Below are 14,158 nucleotides of genomic sequence, written 5' to 3'. Positions count from 1 at the left end.
ACCCGCTTCTTTCTCAATGCCTGTGATTGTTAAGGCCGGATTCCTATTCAAGAATCTTATCAATAATTCTGTTGTCAGCATTTTTTATAGTATAAAATAAGTTATGCAAATATAAGAACTGTATTTAATATTAATAAGTAAAATACATTTTTTATATTAAGTATGTTATATATTACAGACTACTTTTAAAATATCAGTAGTAGCTCTTGGTTGTATTTAGCTCCTACTACTAGTCGCTAAATATCCATTTCAGGTTTATTTTTTATAATAAATCATAAACAATAACAATGTTGTTTTATTTTAATTTATTATTTTAAATACTTTCAGTCTTTGTAACTAATTGATAATTAGTTGATTACAAGCTTATCTATCACAAATAATTCGGCAACTATCACAAATAATTCGGAAAAAGGTACTTATCTATCGCAAATAATTCGGAGAAGTATCGCACAAAATTCGGAGAAGTATCGCATAAAATTCGGAGCAAATATTATCGCAATAACGTTTGTGTATAAATGTCAATGAATTTATCTATCACAAATAATTCGGAAATAAGTTTATGCTAATTTTTAATGTTTTTTTGTACAATCTTTTCCTTAATATTTTACATTTAATGATTATTTAACCAATGTTAAATGTACCAATTATACGAATCACCTTTTTATGTACTATTACCTTTGATATACCTATTATTTGACTATTCCTTTCATCCAACTATCACAAATAATTCGGAGTTATTAAAATGTTTTTTGAAAAGTTATTCTATGATAGAGGTTATACAGCACCATGATTTACCAACTATCACAACGGATACGGAAAATAAATGTAATAACATCTATCTTATTAAAATGCTACTTTTAAAAATACAAAAGACTTTATTTATCTATCACAAATAATTCGGAGTAATTAATTACCTTAAAAAATGCAATATATCACACCCATTTTTTAATGTGATATATTTATTGTTTTTTAATAAGGATTGATATATTTTTACAAGCATTTACCTTTTTAATGAATGGCAACCAAAAAGAAAAAAGCTCCATTAACCACCGATTCGGATATTAAGTTAATTCGAAAAGCTAACGAATTGGTAGAAGCTCGTTATAAATTTGATATTTGGGAAACAAGGGTTTTTGCTTATATGCTAACACTTATTAAACACAATGATACCGACTTTAATGAATATACCATCAACACAGGAGATATCGTGCGTGAGTTTAACTTGCATGACTCAGGGTTGGTATATGATAGTATAAAAAAAGCGGCAGAAAAACTGCTTGATAAAAAAGTAGAAATCCTTCGTACTACAGCCGAAGGCAAACGAGAATATTTTAAAACACACTTGGTGGCCTCAACGGCTAACCCAGAAGAAGGCGCTAAGGAAAATTATATTAAGCTTAGTTTTCATCCTGCGCTCAAACAATTTTTATTAGAATTAAAAGCTAGGTACTTGGTATATGATATTAGAAATATTCTGAGTTTAACCAGTATTTATTCTGTTAGGTTGTTTGAATTGTTAAAACAATATCAAAAGATAGGTAAAAGGAAGTTCATGCTAGATGAACTAAAAGAATTGTTATCAATAGAATCACATGAATATCAACTCTATGGTCATTTTAAAGGCTTAATCAAACGAGCAGAAAAAGATTTGGCGAAGTATACAGATATATATTTTCAGTTTGAAGAAGAAATTCAGAAAAGGAAAGTGGTAGCTGTTACTTTCTACATCTTCGAAAATACAAAAAACCAACGATTGAAAGTAGAACCTGTTACTTCAGCAAAAACTGCTGAAAAGAGCATAGAAATAATTCCTGTAGATAATATGGTTGAAACATTGTTTCAGAAAGTAGAAAAATATGTTACGATACAGCAAGTGAAGAAATGGGTAGGAGAGGTGCCAGCAGACCAAATTGAAAGAGCTATTACCTATACCCTCCATACGTTAGCATCAGGAAAAAAAATAGAAAATATTGGCGGATTCCTCAATACAATGGTTTATACCCCTAATCTTTTCGATAAATACGAAGTAAAGAAAGAAAAAGTAAAAAAAGTAGTTAAACGTAATACAGAACAAAATAGCGAAATATCGATTTTAAAGGAAAATATAAATACGCTACAACAGGAATATGAAAAAGCGCTTGCTGGGCTGGATAAACGCTATTTATTAGAAAACCCTGTGCTTTACAAACAAATAATTGATAAAATTCAAGCGAATAGTTTTTATGATCATAAGCAATCGCTAGAAAATAATTTAGAACGAGATAGCATCAAAGGGTTACGAACAGCCATATTGTTCGAAATGTTTCCTGACTATCAATCATTAATGAATCAATTCAATAAAGAAATGACTCAGCTTCATAATCGATTACAAACTTTGCGATAATTACAATAAGATTTTCTAACTAAAAAACATAGTTAGCAATAACAACAGCATGGGCTAATATTGTCAATTTAGATAAATTAGCCTACAATATCCCTTTCTTCTACAGCAAGCTTCAAAAGCTTTTTTAACATCATCATTACTTTTCTTTGTAAAGCCTAGATTCTTGTTTTATCTTGCATATCATACGAATGATGTTTTTTCTTGAAATTATTAAAACTTGTATTCAGAATTACCAAATACTGAAACCGATTGGTGGCTACGCCTTCTTGATGGAGATCAAGAAGCACTAGGATATTTTTACCAAAAATATGCTGATACACTATTGAAATATGGACTTTCGATAGTGTATAATAGAGATTTAGTACGTGATGCCGTTCAAGAGCTTTTCGTCCAAATATGGAATCGTAGGAAAAACTTATCTACGCCAAATTCTGTAAAATATTATCTAATAGCTTCACTAAGAAGGATTATTCTAAAAAGTGTTATTGATGACAGAAAACAGCTGGATACGAATGCTGATGATGATTATTTCGTAAATAATTATAGCCAAATACCAGAATTAGATGTCCCAGACATTGATAACATTTTACAAGGTGCTATTAGGACGCTCCCACCACGGCAGCAAGAATTGGTATTTCTAAGATTCTTTGAAAACATGAGCTATGAAGCTATTTCAGAAGTAACAGGGCTTGACTATCAGATTCTTCGTAATACTTTGTACAGAGCCATCAAAAGTTTAAGGCATAATCTTTCAGATAAAATAGACCTGTTATTGCCTTTGATGCTATTACTGTTTGCTTGTTTATGAAGGAATTGATGCTTTTTTTAATAAAAAAATACGGCAAAGGTTACAAAAACCATAATTTATATCTTTAACTATATAATCCTTAATTATTAATAGCTTCCCATTTGAAAATGAACTATTTAGAATTTGACATAGAAGATTTTATAATGGATGATTTTTTCCAAAAATGGGTAAAAGCACCTGATGAACAGAGTGATGAGTTTTGGAAGCAATGGATTTTGGAGCATCCAGAAAAGAAAAAAGAGATAGATAATGCCATGCACTTTATTAAAAAAGTTGATTTTAATGAGAAATGGACGCCATCGGAACGCTCTAAAATGTGGTCGTATATTGAATCAAACCTTGAAAAAGAAAAGGAACAAAATAATTATAAAAAAGTAAAACTGGAAAATAACTGGAGTTGGTTAGCAATAGCCTGTTCATTGATAATCCTTTGTTCGGTTGCATTGTATTTTTATCGTTTCAGAACACAAGAAACGAGTACCGCTTTTAGTGAAACAAAAAAAGTTTTACTAAATGATGGTTCAATCGTGACACTGAATGCAAATTCATCGATTACTTATAAAAATGGCTGGTATGCAAATTCAAATCGAGAAGTATGGATAAAAGGCGACGCTATTTTTGAAGTAAGCAAGCAAGAACTCAAGGGTGAAAAACTCCCTTTTGTCGTTCATGCCGATAATCTTAATGTTGAGGTGCTTGGTACTATTTTTAGCGTGTCAAATCGGAGAAATAAAAAAGACATTGCTTTGCAGCATGGTTCAGTAAAAGTTACGGATGAAAATAATACAACCAACACCGTAATATTACGCCCTGGCGAAGGAGTTAGTCAATCCCAAGAACAACATACGTTAATCAAACAAGAAATAGATAGCCGTTATTATACCTCTTGGAAAGATAAAATCATCCTTTTTAAACAAAAATCCTTGGCAGAGATTGCGGTGATGATGAAGGAATGGTATGATATAAACATAATAATAGATAACCCTACCTTGAAAAACGAAACATTTACAGGTTCATTCCCGACGGATTCAGTGGATGTTTTCTTTGTGAAACTACAAAAATTATATCCGATACAAGTCACTAAAAAGGGAGACGCTATACATTTGAAATAATATAGATTTTGTAACAACGCTAATTAGTAGCAGAGAACAAGCATTATTTTTGGCTAATAAATTAATGTATCGAAAATTACTTAGAAATATCTTTTTACTGCTTTTAATATGTGTTTCTTTATGTAGCCAATCTACTGCACAAAGAAAAAAAGGGTTGTCTAATTCGCCCTTAAAAATTTCATTAGTCGAAGCCATCGAAATTTTAGGCAAACATCATCATGTAATTTTTGAGTATAATGACAAATTATTAGCTGATAAAACTGTCGAATTGTCGGCACTTAATAAATATTCTACGCTAGAAAAAACCCTCGATTTCCTCATTAAACCCTTCTCGTTTAAATTTGAAAAATTTAACGACCAGTCTTATCTTATTTATGACCCAAGTATTAACATAAAAAAAAAAATAGGCGTTGAAATAAAAAAAACGACTGATGGAGCTGTTGAAGGCGTAATTATCAAAGGAAATGTGAAGAGTGACGAAGGGAATGAAGCCCTTCAAGGAGTAAGCATTATCATTAAAGGACTTGCTAAAGGAACATCAACTGATAAAGAAGGCAATTTTACGTTAACTGTTCCTAAAGTGAACGATGTATTAATCATTTCCAGCATTGGCTATTTGAAGGAAGAAATTACTATCAACGATAAGCGGTTTATTGAAGTAACGCTCAAAATAGATAATAGTCCTCTATCAGAAGTAGTAGTGGTTGGTTATGGCATTCAAAAAAAACAGAACCTTACAGGGGCAATAGCTACAATAGGCGCAGAGACATTTAAAGACAGAGCGATTAGTAATGCAGCTTTGGCGCTTCAAGGTTCTACATCTGGCTTAGTTATTACACGCAGTTCATCAAGACCAGGCAATGAAGGACTGAAAATCAGGATTCGTGGAGAATCATCCATTACGGATGTCGACCCACTAATTGTAATTGATGGTATTCCAACATTAGGTACTTGGGAGCTGAGTCAATTAAATACTGACGATATAGCCTCAATTAGTGTGCTAAAAGATGCCTCGGCTGCTATTTATGGTGCAAGGTCTGCTGGTGGTGTAATTTTGATTACGACCAAAAGAGGGAAGGAAGGGAAAATGAAATTAACCTACCATTCCAATATCAGGGCTTCTACATTAGGGAGAACAACGCCTGTAGCCAATATGTCACAATATGCCCAGTTGTTATTAGAAGCCTCAGAACAAGATGGCTTAGGCTATTATTGGATTTATGATAGAGAAAGGCTTGAAAAAATGAAACAAGGAGAGACCTTTCTATGGAATAACCCCATGACAGGCTATGGACAAGTATATCAAGACAACAATTGGATGAAAGCGCTTTATGGTACGGCAGTATCTCAGCAACACAATATTAGTTTAAGTAGTACTACTGATAAATCAAATTATAGGATTTCATTAGCTTATGCTAACAACAAAGGGCTATTGAAACCTGCTTATGATGGAGAAAAAAAATATAATATGCGAGTCAATTATGACTATGCGCTTTCAGAAAAAGTAAAAATTGAAACGGGGATTTCTTATGATAAGAGAGAAGTTTCTTTCCCGATTGCTGGTATTGGAGATGGATGGTATGACCCACCCATCTTTCCTGTTTATAATAGTCAAGGAAATTGGTATGATGATTTTGGTTTTCGGAACCCTATAGCCAAAACAGCAGAAAGCGGGAGAGTAACGACAACCGATGATATTATAAGACTTAATTTAAAGATTTCTGCCAAATTATGGAAGAATATTACCTTTAGTAGTCAACTATCTAATGTCAACCTCAGAGGCTGGCGAAAACAGTATTATCAAACCTATAAATTATACAATTGGATAGGGGATAGGGTTACTAGTGTCCAAAACCCAGACCCAACCATTCAAGAGGATGTTTATAACACTACTTATCAGAATTATGGAGGTTTTCTAGATTATAAAAAGACTTCTGAAAAGCATAGTTTTTCTATCATGGTGGGCGTTACGACGGAATTAAATGAAAACAAAAGCTTAATGGGCAAAAGAATGCGCCTTTTATATCCAGGTTTGTATGATTTGAATACCGCAGACCCTGTTAATGCTACCAATGCAGGAGGAGCAAACCACTGGGGGTTATTTTCTTATGTCAGTCGCTTAAATTATGATTATAAAGGAAAATATATCGTCGAATTTACAGGTAGGAGGGACGGATCTTCGCGTTTTGCTAAAGGCTTTAAATGGTCTTTTTTTGGAGGAGTTTCGGCAGGATGGCTGATTTCTAAAGAGAAATTTATGGAAGAAATCCCTTTCATAAATGAATTGAAAATTAGGGGTGGTTATGGAGAGACTGGCGGACAGTCGGGTATTGGGCTTTACGATTATTTGTCAACGATTAATACAAGTACTACGATTTTCGGAGAACCTTATACTATTCAACAAACCGCATCCTTCACAGGAATGACTAGCACTACTCGCACTTGGGAACGTATAGGTGTGAAAAATATAGGATTTGATTTTGGCATTATCAATAATAAACTAAGTGGTTCATTTGATTATTTCTTGAAACGAAATAATGGAATGCTGATAGATGTTGCTTATCCAGAACTATTAGGAGCTACTGCTCCCAAAACTAACAATGGCATATTAGCGATAAAGGGATGGGAGTTTCAGGTAAACTGGAAAGATAAAATAGGAGGGGACTTTGCCTATAATCTCTCTTTTAACATAAGCGATAATCAAAACAAATTGATTGCTATGGAAGGAAAGAATGCTTGGAATACGGGTGTAGTACCCCAAATACAGGGTTATCCTCTTAATGCAATCTTTGTGTATAAAACAGATGGATACTTTCAAACTCAAGAGGAAGTAGATGCCTATTATGCGAAATATACAGCCATTAATAATGGAGAGCTACCCACTGTGGAGACTCAGAAACTACGCCCAGGAGATTTAAGAAAACTTGATTTAGATGAGAATGGATACATTAGTGCGATAGGAAATGCTAATCAAAACGGAAGTACGGGGGATTTGCAATTCATCGGTGATAATGCTCCACATTTTACGTATGGTTTTAATGTAGGATTTAACTGGAAAGGGTTTGATTTTACTACTTTTCTGCAAGGTGTTGGCAGTCAAAATATGTTAAGAGGGGGCTATCTTAATGCTCCTTTTAGGGTTATATATGTAAATCAAAATCCTAATTTTTTAGGAAATACTTGGACGCCCGATAATACTAATGCTGCTTTCCCAAGGCTCTCGTTAGTATCTCAAAGAAATAGCTGGAATTATAATAATACAGACATTATGGTTCAGAAACTTCGTTATCTAAGGCTAAAAACGTTTGTGTTAGGATATTCATTTTCTAAGAATTTTGCTAAGAAAATAGGGCTTGATAAATGCCGTTTGTACGTATCTGGGAATGATTTATGGGAATGGACTACTATCAAAGATGGTTTTGACCCAGAGTTTGGCGAAAATACTAACCAGACGTATCCCTTTGCCAGAACGTGGTCGGTGGGTCTTGAATTACATTTTTAAAGGGTATTTTAATGAAACAACGCAAAGCATATTTTAAAATTATCATACTATTCATGGGTTTGATGAGTTGTGAAGACGAAGTGCTTGATTTACAGCCGATTGATCAAACCACTGAATTTGTTTATTTTAATACGCCCGAACAGTTCAAAGCCACTGCAAATGATTTCTATACAAAAATGATTTCTTGGAGAAAAATAGACGATAGCTCTATTTATGATTGGATGGATATAGGATCTGACTTAACGGCCAAAACAAGCGTTTATGGTCAAGGGGGAGGAATAACCAGTGCTACAGATATTTATTGGAGAAACCCCTATAAATATATCAGAGCCAATAATTTATTACTAAAAAAAGCACAGGAGTATAGCGATAATAAAGACGATATTAAACAATATGTTGCAGAAGCGTATTTTTTTAGAGCATGGCATTACTTCTTTTTATTAAAACGCTTTGGGGGAGTGCCTATCATTACTACCGTCCTTGATGTTGATTCGCCAGAGTTATATTCAAAAAGAGCAACAAGGTATGAAGTGACTAAGCAAATTATAAATGACTTAGATTTGGCAATTAAAGACTTACCTATCGAACAAAATATTAGTGTAACTGAGAAAGGGCATATAAGCAAATGGGCAGCGATGGCTTTTAAGGCTAGAGTATTACTTTATGAGGCAACATGGGAAAAATATGTAGGAGAAGAGACAGATTTTGAAAAAGGGCAAAAAAAAGAAAACAATACGTTAAATTATTTAAGTGAAGTTGTTAGTTTGACCAAAACAGTAATAGAACAAGGAGGGTATGAGCTTTGGAATAAACTAGGAGACGAAAGCTATTTTTATTTGTTCAACCTAGATGACGGTCTTTCTAATCCACTTGGCTTTACAAAATCTTCTAACAAAGAGTTTATTTTAAAAAGTAATTATGATTTTGTTTTGTATAAATCAATGAATAACATAACCCATACACTAATAGGTCAATTAGCCCCATCTAGAAAGATGATGGATATGTATTTGTGCAAGGATGGACTACCCCCTTCAGAATCGTCTGTCTTTAAAGGTTATCAAAAAATGACTGATGAGTTTGATAATAGAGATAATAGATTAACCAATTTTGTTTTTAGACCGGGGAAAAAATATTGGGGCTATGGGTTAAGTACTTGGGGAGGTGGAGCAATTTATGGACAAGATTTCCCTCCAATAATAACACCTTATTATGCATTACTCTATACTAATGTTAGCAGTGGGTATCTAAATAGAAAGTTTTTATCTGAACATCGTTTAAGAGAAGATAATCAGGAATCTTATGATTATCCGCAAATTAGACTGGCAGAAGTTTATTTAACGTATGCCGAGGCTCTTTATGAAAAAGACGGTTTTATTTCTGATGCTAATCTTGATTTGTCAATTAATAAAATTAGAGATAGGGCAGGGGTAGCGCACTTAAGTAATAAGCTAATCAATAATCATCCAAAGTTAACGATGTTAGAAGAAATTAGGAGGGAAAGAACAGTAGAGCTGTATGGAGAAAACTTTCGTTTTGATGATTTAAAACGCTGGAATATTGCTGAACAAGAGTTAAATCAAGCCGTTATGGGAGTAAGGGTAATTGGCAACGAATACGAAACATTCGTAAATAATGGTCAGCCCATTTATATGCCTTCTGCTTATGCTACCTTCGGAATAGACTCACAAACGGGCGCTATTGTTATGGATCCAGCCAGTAATCGAAAATTCACTAAGAAAAGCTATTTGTCACCTATTCCCCTTAATCAAATTATATTAAATCCTTCTTTGAAACAAAACCCTGGTTGGTAATAAATTCTTTAAATATAATCTATTACTATTAGTTGGCGACTTAAGTCGCCAGCTAATAGTAATAAAAACGCTAGCAATCATTTTTGTTGATTACGCCAATATCGTTCTAAGCTTTTTATTTCTTGTTTTGTTACTTGAATCACGCTAGGATGTTTGGGTATGCTAAAATTGGTTGCCTTCATAACACCCTCGTTGAAATGTCCAAGATGCTTAAAGTGAACAAAGTCGGAGGTTTCGCTAAAACCAAAATTATGAGGGCTGATTTGATAAATGTCATAAATCAATACCCATTTATTTTCATTAATTCGTTTGAAAATAGTTGGAGCTTCACAACTAACGGGTTCAGGGTCAACCCATGTAGAATCAAAAGAGTATCCGCTTGTAAGCAAGTCTGAGGTAGCCTGCTTTATTCCCGCAGTTTTGCCGTCATGCAAACAATAAAAAAGATGATATTTATTGCCTACTTTGGTAATATCTCCATCAATATATGGTTTGTCATTAGGATATTCAAAAAGCACTTTGGGCATACTTTCCAATGCTGTAAAGTCTTTGTTCATATAAGCATAATAAACCTTTTCTTTTCCTACGCCCAAACGCATTGTAAAGTATATCATGATTTTGTGCTGTTGCTCATCATAAATTAATTCAGGAGCCCAAGCACACCCAATGTTTTCAAATTGAGGAAAAGCTTTATCTACCCTTAATACCGTATGCGACCAATGAATTAAGTCAGGAGATTTTAATAAAACCATTCCTCGATTATTGCCCCAACCATACTCTTTCCTGTCTCTTTCCCATTCTGTGGTTCGATAACCCTTCTTTTTAGCATAAATATGTAAGTCTGTCAAGGCAGCATAAAACCAACCATCTGGGCCACGCATAATGTGTGGGTCACGGATGCCCTTTTGTTCAGCAATCGTATCGCCAGCCATGATGGGTTTACCATTATTTATATCTGTAAAACTATATCCATCTCTACTCGTCGCAAAATATAAATCGTGCGTGTCATCTTTAAAATACACCATCAAATACCCACCCATATCTTTCTCGGTAAGTTTTTTAGGTATTTTTTGCCCTAAGATGTTAAAAGTAAATATTAAATAAAGCAAAATCTGTGTATATCTGGTATTCATGTTTAACTGAAGTTTTATTCTTTATAATCAAAATTTATATTCCCTAATCGCCACGCTTTACTATCGCTTTATATATACAGGGTCGTTCCCTTTGTAAGAAAGATATTTGAATGAAGCTGTATTAGTACTTGTTTCGCCCGACGAAGTAGCATACATACCAAATAAACAACCTATATAGCCGCCTGCTTCTAAGGTACTTAAAAATTTTGCATCTACTTTTTCTTTTAAAATTTCCCAGTTTTTGTTATTTGTTGAAAAGTAAAAGCTATAAGTATCTCCTTCTGATTGAATGCGCAAATACACTTGTTTTATTTTATCGTTTATTGGCGATTCTGCTAGTAATTCCATATTCTTACTCTTAGGATTACTTTTATACAATTGAATACTTCCTAACGATTTTGATAAAAAGTAAAAATGTCCTTCGTTTTGAAAAATAGTTAATCCAGCTTTTTCATTAGCTGTTTTTGGTGCGAAATCTAATGAAACGTCAGCGATACTAAATAAATGTTGTTGACGCTTGCCTAAGAAAGCAGGATTATCCAAATCCATACAAGTTTCAGGTTTGAGCTTGAGCGTCAAACCATGTTCTTTTGATGTAGAAAAAGCATTTTTATCAAAGCTACGCATCCATAATAATGATAAGTCAATACCTTTTTCAAAAGTCAATTTATACTCAAAATTTCCTGATTGTGGAAGAGTGCTTTTTTGTTTAACCTCTTTAAAATTAGCAGTATAGTAATATTGAATTTCTTTATTATCTGGATTGATGATTGGCCAATCGTTTTTCCATGCCACAGGAGCAATGAATGTTTCACGACCTATATTATAATAATCACCCGTATAAGGGCGAGTGCCCAAAAAGATAGCATAAGTATTTCCGTCTGGAGCATCTACTAACTCAGCATGCCCAGTAGAAGTGATTGGATTTTTTCTATCTTCAGGTAAGTCTTTTTGAGTAAGGATAGGATTGTTTTCATAAGATTCATAAGGACCCTCAATCGTCTTGCTACGAAATACAACTTCTGAATGATTGATACCAGTGCCTCCTTGAGCAGCGTAAAGATAATACCAGCCATTACGTTTCATAATATGTGGCCCTTCAAGCCAAAAAGGCTTTTTACTAAGGTCTGCACCACCATTTACCAATATTTTTTCTTCTCCTTTTACCTTTAAGTTTACGTAGTCAAATTCATACATCCGCAATGTTCTATGCCCAGCATGTAGCGGCTTATTATTAGGAGCCTCTCCGCAAAAAGCAAGGTATGATTTTCCATCATCATCAAAAAACAGAGAAGGGTCAATGCCTTTTACAGAAGGAAAGAATACGGGGTTACTCCACGGGCCAGCAGGATTTTTGGCAGTAATAACAAAGTTACCACGACGGTCAATTTCTGTACAAGTAATATAAAAAGTGCCATTATGATAACTAATGTCTGGAGCAAAAAGCCCTCTGGTCATCTTGGTTTCCATAAAGTCTAATTGAGCAACTCTATCAATCGCATTACCGATTTGTTTCCAGTTTTTAAGGTCTTTGCTATGGAAAATTGAAAGTCCAGGAAAATACGAAAAAGTAGAATTAACCAAATAATAATCAGTTCCTACCTTTACAATACTTGGGTCAGGATAAAATCCTGCCAAAATAGGGTTTGTAATAGTAAAAGACTGAGCTGTAAGGTTGAAGCCGTTAAGTAACAAGCATAATATAATCAAGCCAGTTTTATAAATTTGATTTAGCATATTTTGAGGGGTTAAACATTTAAAATAAGGATAATAAAGACTATTAGATATTAATTTAATAGTCTTTATTTTTGGTAAATTGCTGATTATCAATGTGTTTTGTGGTTTAATATATAAGTGTCTATTTATGATTATTCGTCATTTTAAATTTTACATCATCAACAAATTCTCCAATTTTAATTTCACCTGTCTTAGTGCCTAAAAGTGGTTTATTATTTATTTTCACATTTTCAATTACAATACCAGACACTTTTCTACTATCATCAAAACCTTGTATTAGACTAATATTGTCCAAATCTCCATTATAATTAATATTTTTAAAATGAACATTTTGAATACCTCTTCCTGGAGCACCACTATACTTTTCATTAAAATAAACGCGTAAGTTGAAAATTTGCCCTTCTTGAAATTTTTCAATGCGTATATCATCATATAATAAATTACGAACTAAATTATTATCACTTGCATTGATGGATAAACAGCCCTGATAATTTCGGTCGTCCTCGTCATGCTCTAAAATATCAATGTTTTTGAATGTGATATTTTCTAGGGTATCACCTACCCATCCTTTTTCTGTATTGCCATGTAGCCCAACATTGGTTGGATGTGCTATGTCAGCCCAAAGTGTAGAGTTTTTAATTGTTACATTTTTAGAATTGCCATAAAAATTCCACCGATGGGCATAAATAGCAATGCAATCATCTGAAGTACGCAGAAATACGCCATCAACCACAACATCAGAACAACTCATTAAATCAATACCATCACTCCAACCTTTACAACTAAACGATTTGATATTTTTGATAGTAATTCCTTGACTCTCACCACCATATACCGTATAATGGTCTGGATTTCTGATAATTATTCCGTCTACTTCAATGTTCTTAGCATGCATAATTTCTATGCCACGTTGTGGATTATCAATAATTCCTCTTCCAAAAATTTTTACATTTTCTACTTTATTACACACTAACTTTCCTTTTAATACAGCACCGCCATCAATATAAACAGTTGTATTGCTAGGAATAATAAAAGCTTTTTTAGTCGAATCAGTTGGAAAATGCGTTCCTTTGCCAAAATACATCACGTTTTTATCGGTAGCCTTAGGGATATTTTGAAGAATAGCATTGGCAAAAATATGTAGATTATGCAGCCTATCTCCATCTATTTCAATAGAGAGATTATGAGGTTTGTTCAATGTAAAGAAAATAGTATTGTTCTTTACAGTAGATTTTATACCATACGATAATGGACGAATCTTAACAGCATGAATATCTCCATTATTTTTTGTAATGGCTACTTCTACAGTTTTAGCAAAATCAAAATTGACCATAGAGGCTTCCTGCACATTATCCATATCAACCTTTACTTTATATTCATATAAATCTTGCCATTGTCCGCCAATAGTGCGAACTCTTACGGTAAAATCATCATTATGAGCAGCATAATATAATTCCTTGGGAACAGAATAAGTTATTAATTCTTGTGAATAAAGACTATATTGAATAAATAGTAGTATTGATAAAAATAGTATTCTTTGCATGTTCATGATTTTATTAATAATGATGATTTAAAAGGTTTTTACAAGCATTCATAATGCCATAAAAAGAGGGTAATTATCAACGACGATACCCCACTAGATAGTTTTTTCTCTTATATATCATTCAAGAAG

General features: G+C 33.3%; 8 protein-coding genes. 5 read left to right on the top strand and 3 right to left on the bottom strand.

Annotation, left to right across the window (positions count from 1 at the left end; genetic code table 11):
* The first annotated feature begins 1,015 nt into the window (after window positions 1–1,015).
* From AC1RNE_RS21995 to AC1RNE_RS21975, 5 genes are all read left to right on the top strand, one after another.
* Entirely contained in the window at window positions 1,016–2,383 is a 1,368-nt protein-coding gene (locus AC1RNE_RS21995) for a replication initiation protein (protein WP_492804214.1), read from the top strand.
* A gap of 217 nt (window positions 2,384–2,600) precedes the next feature.
* The gene (locus AC1RNE_RS21990; RefSeq protein ID WP_492804212.1) at window positions 2,601–3,191 is read left to right on the top strand and encodes an RNA polymerase sigma factor; all 591 of its coding nucleotides are present in this window, start codon (window positions 2,601–2,603) and stop codon (window positions 3,189–3,191) included.
* Window positions 3,192–3,298: 107 nt separating this feature from the next.
* The gene (locus tag AC1RNE_RS21985; RefSeq protein WP_492804211.1) at window positions 3,299–4,303 is read left to right on the top strand and encodes a FecR family protein; all 1,005 of its coding nucleotides are present in this window, start codon (window positions 3,299–3,301) and stop codon (window positions 4,301–4,303) included.
* A gap of 64 nt (window positions 4,304–4,367) precedes the next feature.
* The gene (locus AC1RNE_RS21980) at window positions 4,368–7,805 is read left to right on the top strand and encodes a SusC/RagA family TonB-linked outer membrane protein (RefSeq protein WP_492804209.1); all 3,438 of its coding nucleotides are present in this window, start codon (window positions 4,368–4,370) and stop codon (window positions 7,803–7,805) included.
* 11 nt (window positions 7,806–7,816) lie between these two features.
* Window positions 7,817–9,616: a RagB/SusD family nutrient uptake outer membrane protein gene (locus AC1RNE_RS21975; RefSeq protein ID WP_492804208.1), complete on the top strand. Its 1,800-nt coding sequence runs from the start codon at window positions 7,817–7,819 to the stop codon at window positions 9,614–9,616.
* A 77-nt stretch (window positions 9,617–9,693) separates the two neighbouring features.
* Here the strand turns inward: AC1RNE_RS21975 and AC1RNE_RS21970 are convergent, their stop codons facing one another.
* The 3 genes from AC1RNE_RS21970 to AC1RNE_RS21960 form a co-directional block, all read right to left on the bottom strand.
* Entirely contained in the window at window positions 9,694–10,749 is a 1,056-nt protein-coding gene (locus AC1RNE_RS21970; RefSeq protein WP_492804206.1) for a glycoside hydrolase family 43 protein, read from the bottom strand.
* A gap of 60 nt (window positions 10,750–10,809) precedes the next feature.
* Window positions 10,810–12,486, bottom strand: coding sequence for a glycoside hydrolase family 43 protein (locus tag AC1RNE_RS21965; RefSeq protein WP_492804204.1), 1,677 nt, complete (start codon window positions 12,484–12,486; stop codon window positions 10,810–10,812).
* Window positions 12,487–12,607: 121 nt separating this feature from the next.
* Window positions 12,608–14,029 carry a glycosyl hydrolase family 28 protein gene (locus tag AC1RNE_RS21960; protein WP_492804203.1) on the bottom strand — a complete coding sequence of 474 codons (1,422 nt, stop codon included), beginning with the start codon at window positions 14,027–14,029 and terminating at the stop codon, window positions 12,608–12,610.
* Between the last annotated feature and the right edge of the window lie 129 nt (window positions 14,030–14,158).

This window comes from Arcicella sp. GW822-FHT02H01, from assembly GCF_058802005.1.
This window is presented reverse-complemented; position numbering and strand designations above follow the sequence as displayed.